This window comes from Streptomyces albireticuli, assembly GCF_002192455.1.
Taxonomy (GTDB): domain Bacteria; phylum Actinomycetota; class Actinomycetes; order Streptomycetales; family Streptomycetaceae; genus Streptomyces; species Streptomyces albireticuli_B.
The window spans coordinates 1838299-1861378 of record NZ_CP021744.1 but is presented as its reverse complement, the minus strand read 5'-3'; the positions used below and the strand labels follow the sequence as shown (position 1 = coordinate 1861378).

Annotated in this window: 3 protein-coding genes and 1 pseudogene; all 4 read left to right on the top strand. The window is 77.3% G+C overall.

Translation table 11 applies throughout. The features are described from left to right. Positions 1 to 46 precede the first annotated feature (46 nt). The 4 genes and pseudogenes from SMD11_RS36255 to SMD11_RS08030 all read left to right on the top strand — a co-directional run bounded on the left by SMD11_RS36255 (position 47) and on the right by SMD11_RS08030 (position 23019). Positions 47 to 11710, top strand: coding sequence for a type I polyketide synthase (locus tag SMD11_RS36255; RefSeq protein WP_087925788.1), 11664 nt, complete (start codon positions 47 to 49; stop codon positions 11708 to 11710). 94 nt (positions 11711 to 11804) lie between these two features. Further along, positions 11805 to 16236, top strand: a pseudogene (locus SMD11_RS08040) (type I polyketide synthase); the annotation flags it as partial. Between the two features lie 256 nt (positions 16237 to 16492). Continuing rightward, positions 16493 to 22306 (top strand): SDR family NAD(P)-dependent oxidoreductase, encoded by a 5814-nt coding sequence (locus SMD11_RS08035; protein WP_418952509.1) that lies wholly within the window; start codon positions 16493 to 16495, stop codon positions 22304 to 22306. Next, a complete protein-coding gene (locus SMD11_RS08030; RefSeq protein WP_087925785.1) occupies positions 22306 to 23019 on the top strand; it encodes a class I SAM-dependent DNA methyltransferase in 714 nt (237 codons plus the stop codon). Before SMD11_RS08035 ends, SMD11_RS08030 begins: the two co-directional genes overlap by 1 nt. Positions 23020 to 23080 lie beyond the last annotated feature (61 nt).

Genomic DNA, 23080 nt, shown 5'->3' with positions numbered 1-23080 from the left:
GTCCCGCCCAGCCCTGATCACCACGAGAACGACCCAGAGGAGAACCGTGTCCGCAACCAACGAGGAGAAGCTGCGGGAGTACCTCCGGCGCGCGATGGCCGACCTGCACAGCACCCGCGAGCGGCTGCGCGAGGCCGAGTCGGCCGACGGGGAGCCGGTCGCGATCGTGGGCATGGCCTGCCGGTACCCCGGCGGGGTGGCCGGCCCCGAGGACCTGTGGGATCTGGTCGCCGCGGGCACCGACGCGATCTCCCCGTTCCCCACCGACCGGGGCTGGGACGCCGACGGGCTCTACGACCCGGACCCGGGCGTACCCGGCAAGAGTTACGTGCGTCAGGGCGGATTCCTGCACGAGGCCGCCGAGTTCGACCCCGGCTTCTTCGGCATGTCCCCGCGCGAGGCCGCCGCGACCGACCCCCAGCAGCGGCTGCTCCTGGAGACGTCCTGGGAGGCGCTGGAGCGGGCCGGGATCGTGCCGGAGACGCTGCGCGGCACCCGCACCGGCGTGTTCACCGGAGTGATGTACCACGACTACGGCAGCCACCAGGTCGGCAGCGCCGCCGACCCCAGCGGTCAGCTCGGCCTCGGCACCGCGGGCAGCGTCGCCTCCGGCCGCGTCGCCTACACCCTGGGCCTCCAGGGTCCCGCGATCACCGTGGACACGGCCTGCTCCTCCTCCCTGGTGACCCTGCACCTCGCCGTCCAGTCGCTGCGCCGCGGCGAGTGCGATCTCGCCCTCGCCGGCGGTGTCACGGTCATGGCGTCGCCGACGGTGTTCGTGGAGTTCTCGCGGCAGCGCGGCCTGGCCGCCGACGGCCGGTGCAAGGCCTTCGCCGAGGGCGCCGACGGCACCGCGTGGTCCGAGGGGGCCGGTGTGCTGCTGGTCGAGCGGCTCTCGGACGCGCGCCGCAACGGCCACCGGGTCCTCGCGGTCGTCCGGGGCACCGCCGTCAACCAGGACGGCGCAAGCAACGGCCTGACCGCGCCCAGCGGCCCGGCGCAGCGGAAGGTCATCCAGGACGCGCTGGCCGACGCCGGACTGACCCCGGCCGACGTCGACGCCGTCGAGGCGCATGGCACCGGCACCCCGCTCGGCGACCCGATCGAGGCCGGGGCGCTCCTGGCCACGTACGGCCGGGACCGGGGCGGGGACCCGCTGTGGCTCGGCTCGCTGAAGTCGAACATCGGCCACACCCAGGCCGCCGCCGGCGCCGCCGGCGTCATCAAGATGGTGCAGGCCATGCGGCACGGCCTGCTGCCCCGCACCCTGCACGTCGACGCCCCGTCCGCCAAGGTGGACTGGGACTCGGGCGCCGTACGGCTGCTGACGGAGGATCAGCCGTGGGCGGAGCGGGCGGACCGGCCGCGCCGGGCCGCGGTCTCGGCGTTCGGCGTCAGCGGGACGAACGCCCACGTCGTCATCGAGGAACCGCCCGCCGAGGAGGCGCCGGAAGAACCCGCCCCCGACGCCCCGTCAGCCCCCTTCTCCGAGGCCCCGTCCGTCGTCGCGTGGCCCCTCTCCGCCGCCACGGCCCCCGCCCTCCGGGCGCAGGCCGCCCGCCTCCGCGCCCATCTCCGGCGCGCGCCCGGCACCCCGCCCGCCGACATCGGCCGCTCCCTGGCCACCGGCCGCGCCGCGCTCGCCCACCGTGCCGTGCTGCTCGGCGACGGGAGCCACGGCGCCCCCGTGGACGCCCTCGCCGCCCTGGCGGCCGGGGAGATCACCCCGGACGCCGTCACCGGCACCGCCGCCGACGTCCGCCGGGTCGCCTTCGTCTACCCCGGCCAGGGCTCCCAGTGGGCCGGCATGGGAGCCGAACTCCTCGACACCGTACCCGCCTTCGCGGCCGAGCTGGAACGCTGCGCGGCCGCCCTCGCCCCCTACGTGGACTGGTCGCTCACCGACGTCCTGCGGGGCGTCCCCGGCGCGCCCGGCCTCGACCGCGTCGACGTCGTGCAGCCCGCGACCTTCGCCGTCATGGTCGCGCTCACCGCACTCTGGCGCTCCCTCGGAGTCGAACCTGCCGCCGTCGTCGGCCACTCCCAGGGCGAGATCGCCGCCGCCTGCGTCGCCGGCGCGCTCTCCCTGGACGACGCCGCCCGCGTGGTGGCCCTGCGCTCCCGGATCATCGCCCGCGAGCTCGCGGGCCGCGGCGGCATGGCCTCCGTGGCGCTCCCCGCGGCCGACGTCGAGGCACGGCTGGCCGCCGGCGCCGCCGAGCTCGCCGGTGTCGAGATCGCCGCCGTCAACGGCCCGGAGTCGACCGTCGTCTGCGGCGAGCCCGACGCCCTGGACGCGCTCCTGCGCACCCTGGAGGCCGAAGGGGCCCGGGTCCGCCGCATCGACGTCGACTACGCCTCGCACTCCCACTATGTCGAGCGGATCCAGGACGAGGTCCTGGCCGCGCTCGCGCCCGTACGGCCGCGCCGCGCCGGCATCCCCTTCTACTCCACCGTCGACGCGGCACTCGCCGACACGGCCGCGCTCGACGCCGCGTACTGGTACCGCAACCTGCGCGGCACGGTGCGGTTCGAGCCCGCGGTGCGCGCGATGCTGGCCGACGGCATCGACGCGTTCGTGGAGTGCTCACCGCACCCCGTGCTCACGGTCGGGATCCGCCGGACCGTGGAGAGCCCGGCGCCCGGAACCGAGGCCGAGGCCAGTGCCGCTGACGGCCCCTCCGTACCGGCCGTCGGCTCCCTGCGCCGCGGCGAGGGCGGGCTGCGGCGCTTCCTGACCTCCGCGGCGGAGGCCCAGGTCGCGGGCGTTCCCGTCGACTGGTCCGTGCTCCACCCCGGCGGGCGCGTCGTGGACCTGCCGACGTACGCCTTCCAGCGCGAGCGCTACTGGGTCGCCCCGGCGGACCACGACCGTGCCCCGGACACCGCCCCGGCCTCCGACGGATCCGACGCCCCCGGGTCCGTCCCGGCCTCCGACGCCCTCACGTCCACGGGGCGGTCCGTCCCCGCCGACGAGCAGCTCGGCTACCACGTCGCCTGGAAGGGCCTGCGCCCCGCCACCGGCGGCTGGCGCCCGGGGCTCCGCCTCCTGGTCGTACCGGCCGGTGACGCCCACGCGGCGGTCGCCGACGCCGTGGAGGAGGCCGTCGCCTCCTTCGGCGGCACCGTCCGCCGCGTCACCGTCGACGCCGCCCGCGTCACCCGCGACGACCTGCGCACCCTGCTCGAACCCGCCGTCAACGGCGACACCGCCGTGACCGGCGCCGTGTCCCTGCTCGGCCTGTGCGCGGACGCCCACCCCGGCCACCCCGCCGTGTCCACCGGCGTCGCCGCGACCCTCGCCCTGGTCCAGGCGCTGGCCGGCCTCGGCGGCACGGCACCGCTGTGGACCGTCACCCGGGGCGCGGTCGCCACCGCGCCCGGCGAGGTGCCGTCCACCGCCGGCGCCCAGCTCTGGGGCCTCGGCCGGGTGGCCGCCCTCGAACTGCCCGAGCGGTGGGGCGGCCTCGTCGACCTGCCGGAGCGCCCCGACGCCCGGGTCTACGACCGGCTCGCCGGCGTCCTCGCCGACCCCGGGACCGAGGACCAGATCGCCATCAGGACGTCCGGCGTCTTCGGCCGCCGCGTCCTGCGCACCCCGGACGGCCCGGACCGGCCCGCCTGGCGCGCCCGTGGCACCGTCCTTGTCACCGGCGACCTCACGACGGTGCCCGGTCCGCTCGTCCGCGCGCTGCTGGAGGACGGCGCCGAACGCGTGGTCCTCGCCGGCCCGGAGGCCGGTACGGAAGCCCTCGCGGCGGCCGGGCTCGCCGGTACGGACGCGGTCGTCCCGGTCCGGTGCGACGTCACCGACCGCGACGCCCTCGCCGGCCTCCTCGACACGTACGCGCCCACCGTCGTCATGCACGCCCCGCCTCTCGTGTCCCTGGCGCCCCTCACCGCCACGACGGTGGCCGACATCGCCACGGCGGTGGCCGCCAAGACGACGACGGCGGGGCACTTGGTCGAGTTGCTGGCCGGGGCGGCCGGGGCGGCCGGGGCGGCCGGAGTCGCCGGAGCTGCGGGAGTCGCCGTAGGCCCTGGAACCCCCGGAGCCCCCGGAGCCGCCGGAACCACGGGGGCCACGGAAGACGCCCGGGTCGCTGAAGCCGCTGAAGCCGCTGGAACCCCCGTAGCCCCTGAACTCACCGAGGCCCTCGGAGCCCCCGGAACCGCCGAAGTCGCCGGAGCCACCAAGGCCGCTGGAACCCCCGTAGCCATCGACCCCACCCGCACCGAAGACACCCCCACCCTCCAGGCCCTCGTCCTCTTCTCCTCCGTCTCCGGCGTCTGGGGCGGCGCCTCCCAGGGCCGCTACGCCGCCGCCACCGCGCACCTCGACGCCTTGGCCGAACGCGCCCGCGCCCAGGGGCTGCCCGCCGTCTCCGTCGCCTGGAGCCCCTGGGCGGGCGCCGCGCACGCCGAGGGCACCGACGCCGCGTTCATGAGCAGGCGCGGCCTGGCCCCCCTCGACCCCGGCGCCGCCGTCCGCGCGCTGCGCCGCGCGCTGGAGCGCGGCAGCGCCACCGGCGCGGTCGCCGACGTCGACTGGGACCGCTTCGCCGCCTCCTACACCTCGGTGCGCCCGGCCGTCCTCTTCGACGACATCCCCGACGTACGGCGGCTGCGGGCCGCCGAGCGCGCCGCGGCCACCACCGACCCGGCGACCTCCGAGCTCGTCCGCGAACTGTCCGCGCAGTCCGGGCACAAGCGGCACGCCACCCTGCTGCGGCTGGTCCGCACCCACGCCGCCGCCGTCCTCGGACAGGACTCCGGCGAGGCGGTGAACAGCGGGCGTGCCTTCCGCGACCTCGGCTTCGACTCGCTGACGGCCGTCGAGCTCCGGGACCGGCTCGCCGCCGCGACCGGCCTGACCCTGCCCGCCTCCCTGGTCTTCGACCACTCCAACCCGGCCGCCCTCGCCCGCCACCTCGGCGAGGAGCTCCTCGGCCGCGGCGACACCGCCGCCACCGGGCCCACCGCCCCGGCCCGCGCCGACGAGCCCGTCGCCATCATCGGCATGGCCTGCCGGCTGCCCGGCGGCGTCCGGTCGCCCGAGGACCTCTGGGCGCTGCTGACCGGCGAGACCGACGCCATCACGCCCTTCCCCACCGACCGCGGCTGGAACAACGACGCCCTCTACGACCCCGACCCCGACTCGCCGGGCCACCACACCTACGTGCGCGAGGGCGGGTTCCTGCACGACGCCGCCGAGTTCGACCCGGGCTTCTTCGGCATCAGCCCGCGCGAGGCCCTGGCCATGGACCCGCAGCAGCGCCTCGTCCTGGAGACGGCCTGGGAGTCCTTCGAGCGGGCCGGCATCGACCCGGTGGAGCTGCGCGGCAGCCGCACCGGCGTGTTCGTCGGCACCAACGGGCAGCACTACGTGCCGCTGCTCCAGGACGGCGACGACAGCTTCGACGGGTACATCGCCACCGGCAACTCGGCCAGCGTGATGTCGGGCCGGCTCTCGTACGTCTTCGGCCTCGAAGGCCCCGCCGTCACCGTCGACACGGCGTGCTCGGCCTCGCTCGCCGCCCTGCACCTGGCCGTGCAGTCGCTGCGCCGCGGCGAGTGCGACATGGCGCTGGTCAGCGGTGCCACGGTGATGTCCACACCGGAGATGCTCGTCGAGTTCGGCCGCCAGCGCGCGATCTCGCCGGACGGCCGCTCCAAGGCGTTCGCCGAGGCCGCCGACGGCGTCGGCCTGGCCGAGGGCGCCGGCATGCTCCTCGTCGAGCGGCTGTCCGAGGCCCAGGAGAAGGGCCACCCGGTGCTCGCCGTCGTCCGCGGCACCGCCGTCAACCAGGACGGCGCCAGCAACGGCCTGACCGCGCCCAGCGGCCCCGCCCAGCAGAAGGTCATCCGGGAGGCGCTGGCCGACGCCGGCCTGACGCCGGACGAGGTCGACGCCGTCGAGGCGCACGGCACCGGCACCGCCCTCGGCGACCCCATCGAGGCCGGCGCGCTCCTCGCCACGTACGGCAAGGAGCGCGCGGGCGACCCGCTGTGGCTCGGGTCCGTGAAGTCGAACATCGGCCACACCCAGGCCGCCGCCGGGGTCGCCGGCGTCATCAAGATGGTCCTCGCCATGCGGCACGGCCTCCTGCCCCGGACGCTGCACGTCGACGCGCCCTCGTCCCGCGTGGACTGGGCCGCGGGCGCCGTCGAGCTGCTGACGGAGGCCCGGCCGTGGCCCGCGCGCGAGGACCGGCCGCGCCGGGCCGGCGTCTCCTCCTTCGGCATCAGCGGCACCAACGCCCACGTCGTCGTCGAGGAGCCGCCCGAGCCCACCGCCCCCGGACTCCTCCCGCCCGCCCCGGACACCGCCGGCGACGTGTGGTCCGAGGAGTGGTGGGACGGGGTGACCGTGCCGCTGATGATGTCCGCGCACAACGAGGCGGCGCTGTGCGACCAGGCGCGGCGGCTGCGCGCGGACCTGCTCGCCCACCCCGAACTGCACCCGGCCGACGTCGGCTACACCCTCATCACCACCCGCAGCCGGTTCGAGCAGCGGGCCGCCGTGGTCGGCGAGAACTTCACCGAGCTGATCGCCGCGCTCGACGACCTCGTGGAGGGCCGCCCGCACCCGCTCGTGATGAAGGGCACCGCCGGCGGCACCGCGGGCCAGGTCGTGTTCGTCTTCCCCGGCCAGGGCTCGCAGTGGGCCGAGATGGCCGACGGACTGGCCGACCGCTCCCGGGCGTTCCGGGAGAGCGCGCGCGCCTGCGACGCCGCCCTGCGCCCGTACCTCGGCTGGTCCGTGCTGGACGTCCTGGACCGGGAGCCCGGCGCGCCCTCGCTCGAACGCGTCGACGTCGTCCAGCCTGTGCTGTTCACCATGATGGTCTCGCTCGCCGCGACCTGGCGCTCCCTGGGCGTCGAACCGGCCGCCGTAGTCGGCCACTCCCAGGGCGAGATCGCCGCCGCGTACGTCGCCGGCGGGCTCTCCCTGGACGACGCGGCGCGGATCGTCGCCCTGCGCAGCCGGGCGTGGCTGCGGCTGGCCGGCAAGGGCGGCATGGTCGCCGTGCCGATGCGCGCCACCGACCTGCGGGCCAGGCTCGCGGCCTGGGGCGACCGGCTCGCCGTGGCCGCCGTCAACAGCCCCGAGACGTGCGCCGTCGCGGGCGACCCCGACGCCCTGGCCGAGCTCGTCGCCGAGCTGACCGCCGAGGGCGTGCACGCCCGCCCGATCCCCGGCGTCGACACCGCCGGCCACTCGCCGCACGTCGACGCCCTCCAGGACCACCTGCTGGAGGTCCTGGCCCCGGTCGCGCCCCGGTCCTCCGGGATCCCCTTCTACTCGACCGTCACCGGCGGGCTCCTCGACACCGCGAAGCTCGACGCCGACTACTGGTACCGCAACATGCGCGAACCGGTGGAGTTCGAACAGGCCACCCGCGCCCTCCTGGAGGACGGGCACGACGCGTTCCTGGAGAGCGGCCCGCACCCCATGCTGGCCGTCTCGCTCCAGGAGACCATCACCGACGCCGGCGCCTCCGCCGCCGTCCTCGGCACCCTGCGCCGCGGCCAGGGCGGGCCGCGCTGGCTGGGCGCCGCCCTCTGCCGCGCCTACACGCACGGCGTGGAGATCGACGCCGACGCGGTCTTCGGCCCCGACTCCCGCCAGGTCACCCTGCCCACCTACCCGTTCCAGCGCGAGCGCTACTGGTACAGCCCCGCGGCCCGGGGCGGCGACCCGGCCTCCCTCGGCCTGGACGCCGCCGACCACCCCCTGCTCGGCGGGGGAGTGGAGCTCCCCGGCTCCGGCGAGCACGTCTACACCGCCCGGGTGGGCGTCGACGCCGCGCCCTGGCTGGCCGACCACGCGCTCATGGGGTCGGTGCTGCTGCCCGGCGCCGCCTTCGCCGACCTCGCGCTGTGGGCCGGCCGCCAGGCGGGCACCGGCCGGATCGAGGAACTCACCCTCGCCGCGCCCCTGGTGGTGCCCGGCACCGGCGGCCGCCGGCTGCGGCTGACCGTCGGCGCCCCGGGCGCGGACGGCGCCCGCCGCTTCACCGTGCACGGCCGCGCCGAGGGCGCCGCCGCCTGGACCCTGCACGCGGAGGGCCTGCTGACCGGCGACGACGGCACGGCGGACGCGGACGGCACGGGCATCGCCCCGCCGCCCGGCGCCGAGCCCCTGGACACCGGCGACTTCTACGACCGCTTCGCCGAACTGGGCTACGGCTACGGCCCGTACTTCCGCGGCCTCGTGTCCGCGCACCGCTCCGGGGCCGGCCTCCACGCCGAGGTCGCCCTGCCCGACCGGGCCCGCGCCGACGCCGCCCGCTTCGGCCTCCACCCCGCCCTGCTGGACGCCGCCCTCCAGGCCATGAGCCTGGGCGGGTTCTTCCCCGAGGACGGCCGCGTCCGGATGCCCTTCGCGCTGCGGGACGTACGGCTGCACCGCACCGGCGCGGACCGGCTCCACGTACGGATCTCGCCCGTCGCCGAGGACGCCGTACGGGTCGAGTGCGCCGACGCCGACGGACGGAAGGTCGCCGAGATCGGCTCGATCCTCATGCGGACCGTCGAGGCCGAACAGCTCCTGGACGGCCGCCCGGTGAGCGCCGACGCGCTGTTCCACCTCGCCTGGCGCGCGCTGCCCGGCACCACCGCCCCGCCGGCCCGGTGGATCCTCGCCGGGCCGGACGCCCTGGGCCTCGCCGGGGCCGCCGACGCGCACCTGCCCGGCCTGCTCACCGCGGCCGGCGAGCCCGCGGCCGGCGAGCCCGCGCCCGGGCTCGCCGACGGGCCTGTCCCGGACGCCGTGGTGTCCGGTGTGCCCGCCGGGACCGGCGACACCACCGGGGGCGCGGCGTGGGACGCGCGAGCGTTCGCCGACGGGCCCGCCCCGGACGCCGTCGTGTTCGGCGTGCCCGCCGGCACCGCCGACGCCACCGGGGACCCCGGCCGGGACGCCCGGGCCCTCGCCGACGGCGTCCACACCGTCGTCGGCCGGGTCCTGGAAGCCGTCCAGCACTGGCTCGGCACCCCCTCCGTCCCGGAGCGCACCCGCCTCGTCGTCGCCACCCGCGGCGCCGTGGCCGTACGCGGCGACGGTGACGTCACCGACCCGGCGGCCGCCGCCGTGTGGGGCCTGCTGCGCTCCGCGCAGGCCGAGGAGCCCGGCCGGTTCGTCCTCGTCGACCTGGACGACGACCCGGCCTCCGTACGGGCCCTGCCCGCCGCCCTCGCGGCCGGCGAACCCCAGACCGCAGTCCGGGCCGGCACCGTCCACGTCCCCCGGCTGACCCGCCCCGGCGACCCCGGCCGCACCCCGGTGGGGCCCCTCGCACCGCCCGACGGGCCCGGCGCGTGGCGGCTCCGGCGCGGCGCGGACGCCACCCTGGACGGCCTCGCGCTCGTCCCCGCGCCCGACGCGGACGCCCCGCTGGAGCCCGGTCAGGTGCGCGTCGCCGTGCGTGCCACCGGGGTCAACTTCCGCGACGCCCTCATCGCCCTCGGCATGTACCCCGGCGAGGCCGAGATGGGCACCGAGGGCTCCGGCGTCGTCACCGAAGTCGGCCCCGGTGTCACCGGGTTCGCCCCCGGCGACCGCGTACTCGGCATGTGGGACGGCGGCTTCGGCCCGGTGTGCGTGGCCGACCACCGGCTCCTCGCCCCCGTACCGGACGGCTGGACGTTCGCCACGGCCGCGTCCGTGCCCGCCGTGTTCCTCAGCGCCTACTACGGCCTCGTCACCCTGGCCGGCCTGCGCGCCGGGGAGACCGTCCTGGTGCACGCCGCCGCCGGCGGCGTCGGCATGGCGGCCCTCCAGATCGCCCGCCACCTCGGTGCCGAGGTGCTGGCGACCGCGAGCCCCGGCAAGTGGGACACGCTGCGCGGCCTGGGCGTCCCCGGCGAGCGCCTCGCCTCCTCCCGCACCCTCGACTTCGCCACCGCCTTCGCCGGCGCGAACGGCGCGGCCGGCGCCGACGTCGTCCTCAACTCGCTCACCGGCGCGTTCGTCGACGCCTCCCTCGGACTGCTCGCCCCCGGCGGCCGGTTCCTGGAACTCGGCAAGACCGACCTCCGCGACCCCGCGCGCGTCGCGGAGGACCACCCCGGCGTCCGCTACCGGGCGTTCGACCTCAACGAGGCCGGACCCGAGGCGCTCGGCCGGATGCTCACCGAGCTGATGGGCCTCTTCGCCCGGGGCGCCCTGCACCCCCTCCCGGTCACCCCGCACGACGTCCGCCGCGCCCCCGAGGCCCTGCGGACGATCAGCCAGGCCCGGCACGTCGGCAAGCTCGTCCTGACCATGCCGCCCGCCTTCGGCCCGTACGGCACCGTCCTCGTCACCGGCGGCACCGGCACCCTCGGCGCCCGCGTCGCCCGGCACCTCGTCGCCCGGCACGGCGTCCGCCACCTCCTGCTCGCCTCCCGGGGCGGCCAGGACGGCGCCGGTGCACCCCAACTCGTCGAGGAACTCACCGCGATGGGCGCGACCGCGACCGTCGCCGCCTGCGACGTCGCCGACCCCGACGACCTCCGCCGGCTCCTCGCCGCCGTGCCCGCCGCACACCCGCTGACCGCGGTCGTGCACAGTGCGGGCGTCCTCGACGACGGCGTCCTGCCCGCCCTCACCCCCGACCGGATGCGCCGCGCCCTGGCCCCCAAGCTCGACGCGGCGGCGCACCTGGACGCGCTCACCCGCGGCCTCGACCTCACCGCCTTCGTCCTCTTCTCCTCCAGCTCCGGCCTGCTCGGCAGCCCCGCCCAGGGCAACTACGCGGCCGCCAACGCCGCCCTCGACGCCCTCGCCGCCCGCCGCCGCGCAGCCGGCCTCCCGGCCGTCTCCCTCGCCTGGGGCCTGTGGTCCGACACCAGCCGGATGGCCGGCACCCTCGACCAGGAGAACCTGCGCCGCCGCTTCGCCCGCAACGGCTTCCCGCCCATGTCCGCCGGGCAGGGCACCGCCCTCCTCGACGCCGCCCTCGCCCTCGACGAGGCCGTCCAGGTCCCCATGCGGCTCGACCCGGCCGCCCTGCGCGCCGCCGGAACCGTCCCGCCCCTGCTGTCCGAACTGGTCACCGCCGCCCCGGCGGACCGGACCGGAGCCCGCGCCGGCGGCGGTACGGGCACGGGCGCCGGCACCGGCGAGGAGCTCGCCGCACGCCTGGCCACGCTCTCCCCGGAGGAGCGCCACGACCGGCTCCTCGACCTCGTGCGCGAGCACGTCGCCGCCGTCCTGGGCCACGACTCCGCCGACGGCGTCCGCTCCGACCGGCCCTTCAAGGACGCCGGCTTCGACTCGCTGACCGCCGTCGAGATGCGCAACCGCGTGGGCGCCGCCACCGGGCTCCGGCTCCCCGCGACCCTGGTCTTCGACCACCCCACCCCGGCCGCCATGGCCGGGCACCTGGACGGCCTGCTGACGGCCGCCCGGCCCGGCGCCGCGGCGCCGCTGCTCGCCGAGCTCGACCGGATCGAGGCGGCCCTGGCCGCCCTCACCCCGGACGCCCTCGCGACCACCGCGCCGGCGACGGACGACGACGACAGCTGGGCCGGCGTCGCCCGGCGCCTGGACGCCCTGGCCGACCGCTGGCGCGGCCTCCACGACCCGGCGGCGGCCCCCGGCGGCCCGGACGGCCCCGGCGCCGCGGACGACGGGCCCGCCGAGGACATCGCCGACGCCCTCCAGGGCGCGGACGACGACGAGATCTTCGCGTTCATCGACGAGCGCTACGGCACCTCCTGAACCTCCGGCCGGAACCGGATCGCCCCGGAACGCGCCGCCCCCGAAGGGAAGAACCACTGTGGCGGATGAAGAGAAACTGCGCGCCTACCTCAAGCACGTGACGGCCGAGCTGCACCGGGCCACCGAACGGCTGCGCGCCGTCGAGGACCGGGCCCACGAGCCGGTCGCCGTCGTCGGCATGGCCTGCCGGCTGCCCGGCGGCGTCCGGGGCCCCGAGGACCTCTGGGAGCTGCTGCGCACGGAGACCGACGCCGTGGCCCCCGCCCCGGCCGACCGCGGCTGGGACCTGGAGGCGATGTACTCGCCCGACCCGGAACGGGCCGGCACGACCTACTGCCGCGAGGGCGGATTCGTCCGCGGCGCCGACGAGTTCGACCCCGGCCTCTTCGGGATCTCCCCCAACGAGGCGCTCGCCATGGACCCGCAGCAGCGCCTCCTTCTGGAGACCTCCTGGGAGGCCCTGGAACGCGCCGGAATCGACCCGCGCTCCCTGCGCGGCAGCCGCACCGGCGTCTTCGCCGGCGCCTGGGAGAGCGGCTACCAGAAGGCCGCCGGACACCCCGACGCCGACCTCGACGCCCAGCTGGAGGCCCAGCTCCTGGCCGGCATCGTCAGCTTCACCGCCGGCCGCGTCGCCTACGCCCTCGGCCTGGAGGGCCCCGCCCTGACCGTCGACACGGCCTGCTCGTCCTCCCTGGTGACCCTGCACCTTGCGGCCCAGTCGCTGCGCCGGGGCGAGTGCGACCTCGCCCTGGCCGGCGGCGCGACCGTCCTCGCCGACCCCGCCCTCTTCGTCCAGTTCTCCCGGCAGCGCGGGCTGGCGCCGGACGGCCGCTGCAAGCCCTTCGCCGAGGCCGCCGACGGCTTCGGCCCCGCCGAGGGCGCCGGCATGCTCCTCGTCGAGCGGCTGTCGGACGCCCGCCGCAAGGGCCACCGCGTGCTCGCCGTCGTCCGGGGCAGCGCCGTGAACCAGGACGGCGCGAGCAACGGCCTGACGGCGCCCAGTGGTCCGGCGCAGCAGAAGGTCATCCGGGACGCCCTCGCCGACGCCGGGCTGACGCCGGGTGAGATCGACGCCGTCGAGGCGCACGGCACCGGGACACCGCTGGGCGACCCCATCGAGGCCGGGGCGCTGCTCGCCACCTACGGGCGGGAGCGCGACGGCGAACCGCTCTGGCTGGGCTCCCTCAAGTCCAACATCGGGCACGCCCAGGCCGCCGCCGGCGTCGCCGGCGTCATCAAGATGGTGCAGGCGCTGCGGCACGGGCTGCTGCCCCGCACCCTGCACGTCGACGCCCCCTCGTCGCACATCGACTGGGACGCGGGCGCGGTCGCGCTCCTCACCGAGGCCCGTCCGTGGCCCGCCCGGGAGGACCGGCCGCGCCGCGCCGCCGTCTCGTCCTTCGGCGTCAGCGGCACCAACGCCCACGTCATCCTGGAACAGGCCCCGCCTGTCCCACCCGTGGAGCCCGTAGCGCCCTCGGAGCCCTCCGCGACCGTCCTCCCGCTGTCCGCGGACGGCGTGGAACCCCTGCGCGAGCAGGCCCGCCGGCTCGCCGCGCACCTCACCGCCGACCCGGAACTCACCCCCGCCGACGCAGCCTGGTCGACGGCCACCACCCGCGCCGCGCTCCCGCACCGGGCCGCGGTCCTGGCCGACGACCGCGAGGCGCTGATCGCCCGGCTCGGAGCCGTCGCCGAGGGCCGTGCGGACAAGGACGTCACCCTCGGAGAGGCGGGCAGCGACCGCCCGCCCGTCTTCGTCTTCCCCGGCCAGGGCTCCCAGTGGCCCGGCATGGGCGCGCGGCTCCTCGCCGACGCCCCCGCCTTCCGCGCGAAGGCCGAGGAGTGCGCCACCGCCCTCGCGCCCTACCTCGACTGGGACGTCCTCGACGTCCTCCGGGGCGCCCCCGGCGCCCCGCCGACCGACCGCGCGGACGTCGTGCAGCCCGTCCTGTTCACCATGATGGTGTCCCTCGCCGCCCTGTGGGAGGCGCACGGGGTACGGCCCGCCGCGGTCGTCGGGCACTCCCAGGGCGAGGTCGCCGCCGCCTACGCGGCCGGCGCCCTGTCCCTGGACGACGCCGCCCGGGTGATCGCCGAACGCAGCAGGCTCTGGGGGCGGCTGGCCGGCAACGGCGGCATGCTCTCGGTCATGGCACCCGCCGACCGGGTCCGCGCGCTCATCGGCCCCTGGGCGGACCGGATCTCCGTCGCCGCCGTCAACGGCCCCGCGTCCGTCACCGTCGCCGGCGACGCCGCCGCCCTGGAGGAGTTCGGGGTCCGCCTCTCCGCCGACGGCGTGCTGCGCTGGCCGCTGGCCGGCGTCGACTTCGCCGGCCACTCGCCCCAGGTCGAGGAGTTCCGTACCGAACTCCTGGGCACCCTCGCGGGCGTCCGGCCCACCTCCGCGCGGCTGCCGTTCTTCTCCACCGTCACCGCCGCCGAGCACGCCCCCGAGGAACTCGACGCCGCCTACTGGTACCGCAACATGCGCGAACCCGTCGAGTTCGCCGCCACCCTGCGCGCCCTCCTGCGCCAAGGGCACCGCACGTTCATCGAGATGGGCCCGCACCCGCTGCTCGGCTCGGCGATCGACGAGGTCGCCGACGACGAGGGCGTCCGCGCCACCGCCCTGAACACCCTCTACCGGGACTCCGGCGACCTCGCCCGGTTCCGCGCCTCCGTGGGCGCCGCCTTCGCGCACGGCGTCCGCGTCGACTGGGCCCCCCTGTTCGAGGGCACCGGGGCCCGCCGCGTGCCCCTCCCCACGTACGCCTTCCGCCGCGACCGCTTCTGGCTGCCGACCACCGTCGCCCGCCGCGCCGCGCCCGCGGCCGCCTCGCCCGCCGCGGGCTGGCGCTACCGCGTGGCCTGGACCGCGCTCGACACCACCGGCACCACCCCGCCCACCGGCCGCTGGCTGCTCGTGGACACCCCGGCCACCGAGGCGGGCGCGGCCGACGCCGCCGCGGCCGCCCTCGGCGCGGCCGGGGCGACGGTCCTGCGGCACACGCTGGACCCGGCGGGCGCGGACCGCGCAGGACTCGCCGCGCGCCTCGCCGGAGCCGCCGACGGGCTGACCGGCGTGCTGCTGCTGCCCGTCGGCGCCGCCGCCGGGGACCGGGCGCTCGACGAGGGCACCGCGGCCGCCCTGCTGCTGGTCCAGGCCGTCACGGACGCCGCCTCCGAGGCCCGCGTCTGGGTCGCCACCCGGGGCGCCGTCGCCGCCGGACCGGGCGAGTCCCCCTCACCGACGGCCGCCCGCCTGTGGGGATTCGGCCGGGTCGCGGCCCTGGAGGAGCCCACCCGGTGGGGCGGCCTCGTGGACCTGCCCGCCGAGCCCGCCGAGCGGGACTGGGAGCGGCTGGCCGGGCTGCTCTCCGGGGCGACCGGCGAGGACCAGATCGCCCTGCGCGCCTCGGGCGCGTACGGCTGCCGCATGCTGCCCGCCCGCGACGGCGCGGGAGCCGCCCGCCGCACCTGGCGGCCGCGCGGCAGCGTCCTGATCACCGGCGGCACCGGGGGGATCGGCGGGCACGTGGCCCGCCGGCTGGCCCGCGAGGGCGCCGAACACCTCGTCCTGGCGGGCCGCCGGGGCGCCGACGCCCCGGGAGCCGCCGAGCTGGAGGCCGAACTGGGCGCGCTCGGCGCCAAGGTGACGTTCGCGGTGTGTGATGTCGCGGACCGGTCTTCGGTGGTGGGGTTGCTGGGGCGTATTGGTGAGTCGGGTGTTGGGTTGCGTGCGGTGTTTCATGCGGCGGGTGTGCCGCAGGTGACGCCGTTGGGTGAGGTGACTCCTGAGGAGGCTGCTGATGTGCTGGCGGCGAAGGCGGTGGGTGCGGATCTGCTGGACGAGTTGACGGCGGACGCCGATCTGGACGCGTTCGTGCTGTTCTCGTCCGGTGCCGCGGTCTGGGGCAGTGGTGGTCAGTCCGTCTACGCCGCCGCCAACGCCCACCTCGACGCCCTCGCCCAGCGCCGCCGCGCCCGGGGCCGCCCGGCCACCTCCGTCGCCTGGGGGCTCTGGGGCGGCGGCGGGATGGGCGCGGACGACGGCGTCACCGACTTCTACGCCGAACGGGGCCTCGCCCCCATGCCCCCGGAACACGGCGTCGAGGCACTGTGCCGCGCCCTCGACCTCGACGACACCTGCGTCACCGTCGCCGACCTCGACTGGGAGCACTTCGTCACCGGCTTCACCGCCTTCCGCCCCAGCCCGCTGATCTCCGACATCCCCGAGGTACGCGCCCTGCGGGCCGCCGCCCCGGCCGCCGACGCCTCCGCGGACCTGCGCCGCCTCCTGGCGGCCGCCCTCACCCCGCGCGAGCGCGCCGAGGTGCTCGTCGGCCTCGTCCGCACCGTGGCCGCGGAGGTACTCGGGCACGACGGCACCGGCCGCATCGGCCACGACGTCGCGTTCAAGGAGCTCGGCTTCGACTCGCTCGCCGCCGTACGGCTGCGCGGCAGGCTCGCCGAGGCCACCGGGCTCACCCTGCCCGCGACCGTCATCTTCGACCACCCCACCGTGGACCGGCTCGGCGCCGCCCTCCTCGACGGGCTCACCGGCGGCCCCGCACCGGACGGACCGGAACCCGCGCACGGCGGCGACGCCGAGGCCGGCGACGCCGGCGACACCGCCATCGACGGCCTCGGGGCCGACGAGCTCATCCGGCTGGCCAAGGCCGGCGCCGGCGCGGCCGGCGACTGACCGCCGGACCCGGACGACCCCCACCACAGCGAACAGACGAGGACCCGAAGATGTCACCGTCCATGGACGAAGTGCTCGACGCGCTGCGCACCTCGGTCAAGGAGGCCGAACGGCTGCGCCGCCGCAACCGCGAGCTCGTCACCGCCGCCCACGAGCCGGTCGCGATCGTCGGCATGGCGTGCCGGTACCCCGGTGGCGTCACCACCCCCGACGAGCTGTGGGAGCTGACCGCCGAAGGCGTCGACGCGATCACCCCCTTCCCCGCCGACCGCGGCTGGGACGAGGCCGCCGTCTACTCGCCCGCCGGCACGCCCGGCACCACCTACTGCCGCGAGGGCGGATTCCTCACCGGCGCGGGCGACTTCGACGCCGGCTTCTTCGGCGTCTCCCCGCACGAGGCACTGGTGACGGACCCGCAGCAGCGCCTCCTCCTGGAGACCTCCTGGGAGGCCCTGGAGCGGGCCGGGATCGTCCCCCGGTCGCTGCGCGGCGGCCGGACCGGGGTGTTCGTCGGCGCCGCCCACACCGGCTACGTCACGGACACCTCCCGCGCCCCCGAAGGCGCCGAGGGCTACCTCCTCACCGGCAACGCCGACGCGGTCCTCTCCGGCCGGATCGCCTACACCCTGGGCCTGGAGGGCCCCGCGCTGACCGTCGGCACCGCCTGCTCCTCCTCGCTCGTGGCCCTGCACCTCGCCGTCCAGTCACTGCGCCGGGGCGAGTGCGACCTCGCCCTGGCCGGGGGCGTCGCGGTCATGCCCGACCCGACGGTGTTCGTGGAGTTCTCCCGGCAGCGCGGGCTGGCGCCGGACGGCCGCTGCAAGGCCTTCGCCGAAGCGGCCGACGGCACGGCCTGGGCCGAGGGCGTCGGCATGCTCCTCGTCGAGCGGCTGTCGGACGCCCGCCGTAAGGGTCACCGGGTGCTGGCGGTGGTGCGGGGCAGCGCGGTGAACCAGGACGGGGCGAGCAACGGCCTGACGGCGCCCAGTGGTCCGGCTCAGCAGAAGGTCATCCGGGAGGCGCTGGCCGATGCCGGGCTGACGCCGGGTGAGGTCGACGCCGTCGAGGCGCACGGCACGGGAACGCCGCTGGGCGATCCGATCGAGGCGGGCGCGCTGCTGGCGACGTACGGGCGGGAGCGCGCGGGCGAACCGTTGTGGCTCGGCTCGCTGAAGTCGAACATCGGGCACGCCCAGGCCGCCGCCGGGGTCGGCGGTGTCATCAAGATGGTGCAGGCCATGCGGCACGGCCTGCTGCCCCGCACCCTGCACGTCGACGCCCCCTCGACCCAGGTCGACTGGGCGTCGGGGGCGGTCGCGCTCCTCACGGAGGCCCGGCCCTGGGTGGAGCGGGAGGACCGCCCGCGCCGGGCCGCTGTGTCCGCGTTCGGTGTGAGCGGCACCAACGCCCATGTCGTCATCGAGGAGCCTCCGGTCCCCGAGGAGGCCGCCTCCGCCTGGCGGGAGGCCCCGCCGGCGCCCCGGCCCTGGGTGGAGCGGGAGGACCGTCCCCGCCGGGCCGCTGTGTCCGCGTTCGGTGTGAGCGGCACCAACGCCCATGTCGTCATCGAGGAGCCTCCGGCCCCCGAGGAGGCCGCCTCCACCCGGCGGGAGGCCCCGCCGGCGCCCCGGCCCTGGACGGAGCGGGAGGACCGTCCCCGCCGCGCCGCTGTCTCCGCGTTCGGCGTCAGTGGCACCAACGCCCACGTCGTCATCGAGGAACCCCCGGCCCCCGAGGAGGCCGCCCCCGCCCGGTGGGCGCCCCTGCCCTGGGTGCTGACGGCCCGCACCGGACCGGCGCTGCGCGGCCAGGCCGGCCGGCTGGCGGCCGTGGCCGGCGCGGCGCACCCCGCAGACACCGGCCACTCGCTGGCCACGACCAGGGAGATCCTCGGACACCGCGCCGTCGCCCTGGTCACCGACCCCCGCACCGCCCGCGCCGAGCTGGCGGACCTCGCCGCCGGCCGGACCCCGGAGACCCTCGTCACCGGCGTCGCGCGGCGCGGGCGCGGCACCGCCTTCCTCTTCTCCGGCCAGGGCGCCCAGCGCCCCGGCGCCGGCCGGGAGCTGTATGCGGCGTTCCCCGCCTTCGCCCGGGCGCTCGAAGACGCGGCGGCCGCGTTCGGCAAGCACCTCGAACTCCCCCTGCTCCAGGTGATGTTCGCCGAACCGGGCACCGCGGACGCCGCCCTGCTCGACCGCACCTCCTACACCCAGCCCGCCCTGTTCGCCGTGGAGACCGCCCTGTTCCGGCTCTTCGAGAGCTGGGGGCTCGTACCGGACGTCCTCCTCGGGCACTCGGTCGGCGGGCTCGCCGCCGCCCACGCCGCGGGCGTGCTCTCGCTGCCGGACGCCGCCACGCTCGTCGCGGCCCGGGGCCGGCTGATGCAGGAGCTCCCCGGGGGCGGGGCGATGGTCGCCGTCCGGGCCACCGAGCGGGAAGCGGCCGGGCTGGCGGCCGTCACCGGCGGTGGGGCCGTCGTCGCCGCCGTCAACGGACCCGGCTCGGTCGTCCTCTCCGGCGACGAACAGGCCGTCCTGGACGCCGCCCGGGAACTGGCCGCCAAGGGCCGCCGGACCAAGCGGCTCACGGTGAGCCACGCCTTCCACTCACCCCGCATGGACCCGATGCTCGACGCCTTCCACGCCGTCGCCGCGACCCTCACCTACCGCGCGCCCCGGCTGCCCGTCGTCTCCGACACCACCGGCGCCCTCGCCACGGCCGCCGAACTCACCGACCCCGCCTACTGGACCCGCCACGTGCGGGAACCCGTGCGCTTCGCCGACGCCGTGCGCACCGCGCACGCGCGCGGCGCCGCGACCTTCGTCGAACTCGGCCCCGGCGCCGCCCTGACCGGCACGGCCGAGGAGTGCCTGGCGGACGCGGAGGACACCGCGACCGCCCCCGCCCTGCGCCACGGGCACCCCGAGGCCGCGACCGCCCTGCGGGCCGCCGCCACCGCCTTCGTCCACGGCGCCGACGTCGACTGGGACGCCCTGTACCGCGACACCGGCGCCCGGACCGTCGACCTGCCGACGTACGCCTTCGAGCACACCCGTTACTGGCTCGGACCGGCGGCCGCCCCGACCCGCCCGGCCGCCCCGGGCGGGGACGACGAGCAGCTGTGGGCCGCGGTCCACGCCGGCGACGCCGAGGCGGCGGCCGCCCGGCTGGGCCCGGCCGCCGCCGGCACCGAGGAGCACCTCCGCGCCGTCCTCCCGCACCTGGCCGCCTGGCACGCACGCCACGGCGCCGCCGCCCGGACCGACGGCCTGCGCTACCGCGTCACCTGGCGGGCCCTGCCCGCAGACGTTGTCAGGTTCACCCCCTCGGAACGCTGGCTCATGGTCGAACATGGGCACCGCACGGGCTCCGGGGACGCCGCGGAGCGGGCGCTGCGCGCGTCCGGCGCGGACGTCCGCCGGCACGTGCTGGACGTGGGGGAGTGGGACCGGACGGGCCTGGCGGCCCGGCTGGCCGCCCTCGCGGGCGAACCGGCCGGCCTGGCCGGCGTGCTGGTGCTCCCCGGTCCGGCAGGGGCCCCGACGGCCGGGCGGCTGGGACTCGACGACGGAACGGCGGGGGTGCTGCTGATGGTCCAGGCGATGGCGGACTCCGCCGTGCCGGCCCGGATGTGGGCCGTCACACGCGGCGCGGTCGCGGTCCGGCCAGGCGAGGTGCCCGACGGGCCCGGCGCCCGGGTGTGGGGCCTCGGCCGGGTCGCCGCCCTGGAGGCCCCCGAACGCTGGGGCGGCCTCGTGGACCTGCCCGCCGAGCCCGCCGAGCGGGACTGGAAGCGGCTCGCCGGGGTGCTCTCCGGCGGCAGCGGCGAGGACCAGGTGGCGATCCGCCCCTCCGGCGCGTACGGGCGGCGCCTGCTGCCCGCGGCCCCGCCGGCCGGCGGCACGCCGTGGCGCCCGCGCGGCAGCGTCCTCGTCACCGGTGGCACCGGCGGCATCGGCGGGCACGTGGCCCGCTGGCTCGCCCGCAACGGCGCCGAACACCTCGTGCTGGCCGGGCGCCGGGGCGCGGAGGCCCCCGGGGCCGCCGCGCTCGAAGGGGAACTCAACGCACTGGGCGCCAAGGTGACGTTCGCGGTGTGTGATGTCGCGGACCGGTCTTCGGTGGTCGGGCTTCTGGGGCGTATCGGTGAGTCGGGTGTTGGGTTGCGTGCGGTGTTTCATGCGGCGGGTGTGCCGCAGGTGACGCCGTTGGGTGAGGTGACTCCTGAGGAGGCTGCTGATGTGCTGGCGGCGAAGGCGGTGGGTGCGGATCTGCTGGACGAGTTGACGGCGGATGCCGATCTGGACGCGTTCGTGCTGTTCTCCTCCGGTGCCGCGGTCTGGGGCAGTGGTGGTCAGTCCGTCTACGCCGCCGCCAACGCCCACCTCGACGCCCTCGCCCAGCGCCGCCGCGCCCAGGGCCGCCCGGCCACCTCCGTCGCCTGGGGCGTCTGGGGCGGCACCGGCATGGCCGAACTCGCCCCCGACGGATACCTGGACCGGCACGGCCTCACCCCCCTGCCCCCGGAGACCGCCCTCACCGCCCTCCAGCAGGCCCTGGACGACGCCGACACCACCCTCACCGTCGCCGGCCTCGACTGGGCACGGTTCGCCCCCGGGTTCACCGCCTTCCGCCCCAGCCCGCTGATCTCCGACATCCCCCAGGCCCGTACGGCCGCGCCCGCCGCCCCCGACGACGGCCGCCCGGCGCCCGGCCTCGCCGAGGCCCGCCCCGAGGACCGGCCCCGGCTCGCCCTGGAACTCGTGCGCACCCACATCGCCGCCGTCCTCGGCCACAAGGGCACCGAGCGGATCGACGCGCGCACCCCCTTCCGCGACCTCGGCTTCGACTCCCTCGCCGCCGTCCGGCTGCGCACCCGGCTCACCGAGGCCACCGGCCTCGACCTGCCCGCCGGCCTCGTCTTCGACCACGCCGACCCCGCCGCCCTCGCGGCCCACCTCACGGCCCTGGCGGCCGGCGGACCCGCCGCACCGCCCGCGCACACCCAGCCCGAAGGCACCCTCCTCACCACCTTCCGGACGGCCGTCGCCCAGGGCAGGTCCGCCGAGGCCGTCGACCTCATGGCGTCCCTGGCCGGCTTCCGGCCCGCCTTCACCCACGACGACCCCCGCCCCGGAGCCCTCGCACCGGTGGTCCTCGCCACCGGCCCGGCCCGCACCGCGCTCTACTGCTGCACGGGCACCGCCGCCACCTCCGGCCCCGCCGAGTACACCCGCTTCGCCACCGCCCTGGGCGGCGCCCGCGACGTCGCCGCCCTGCCGCTGCCCGGCTTCGGCGACCCGGCCGAACCTCTGCCCGCCACGCTCGACGCCCTGCTCACCGCACAGGCCGACGCCCTCCTCGAACACGCCGCGGGCGCACCGTTCGCGCTCGCCGGCCACTCCGCCGGCGCCAACATCGCCCACGCCCTCGCCGACCGCCTGGAGGCCCGCGGCACCGGCCCGACCGCAGTCGTCCTCATGGACGTCTACCGCCCGGAGGACCCCGGCGCGATGGGCGTCTGGCGCGACGACCTCCTCCGCTGGGCACTCGAACGCAGCCCCGTCCCCCTGGCGGAACACCGCCTCACCGCCATGGCCGCCTACCACCGGCTGCTGCTCGGCACCCGCCTCACCCCGCTGCGCGCCCCCGTCCTGCTCGTCCGCGCCGGCGAACCCATGCGCCCCTGGCCCGAGGACGGCGGCCACGGCGACTGGCGGTCGGACGTCCCCTTCGCCCGGACCGTCCTCGACGTGCCCGGCAACCACTTCACCATGCTCACCGAACACGCGGCCCGCACCGCCTCGGCCGTCCACGACTGGCTGGGCTCACCGCGACCCGGCGAGCCCACGCCCACCCCGCCCCGCGGAGGAGAACACTGATGTACGCCAACGACATCGCGGCCGTCTACGACCTGGTCCACGAGGGAAAGGGCAAGGACTACCGGCGCGAGGCCGAGGAGATCGCCGCCCTCGTACGGGCCCACCGGCCCGGCACCGCGTCCCTGCTCGACGTCGCCTGCGGCACCGGCCAGCACCTGCGCCACCTCGCCGGCCTCTTCGACCGCGTCGAGGGCCTGGAGATCTCCCGCGACATGCTCGCCATCGCGGCCGGCCGCAACCCCGGCGTCCCGCTGCACGAGGGCGACATGCGCTCCTTCGCCCTCACCTCCCGCTTCGACGCCGTGATCTGCATGTTCAGCTCCATCGGCCACCTCCGGGACGGCGCCGAACTCGACGCCACCCTCGCCCGGTTCGCCGCCCACCTCGAACCCGGCGGCGTCATCGTCGTCGAACCCTGGTGGTTCCCCGACGCCTTCACCCCCGGCTACATCGGCGCCAGCGTCACCGAGACCGGCGACCGCACCATCAGCCGCGTCTCCCACTCCGTGCGCGACGGCGACGCCACCCGCATCGAGGTGCACTACCTGATCGCCCGACCCGGCGAGGGCATCCGGCACCTCACCGAGGAGCACACGATCACCCTGTTCCCGCGCACCGCCTACGAGCAGGCCTTCGAACGCGCCGGCTGCCGGGTGCTCTACCAGGAGGGCGGCCCGTCCGGCCGCGGCCTGTTCATCGGCACCCGCCGCTGACGGCGGGGGACACCGCACGGCAGGGGGTCCGGGGGCGAAGCCCCCGGTTCCGGGAAGGGGC

Bases quoted from the DNA above. Each gene is read 5' to 3' on its own strand.
- SMD11_RS08030 (WP_087925785.1), top strand. From the start codon at position 22,306: ATGTACGCCAACGACATCGCGGCCGTCTACGACCTGGTCCACGAGGGA.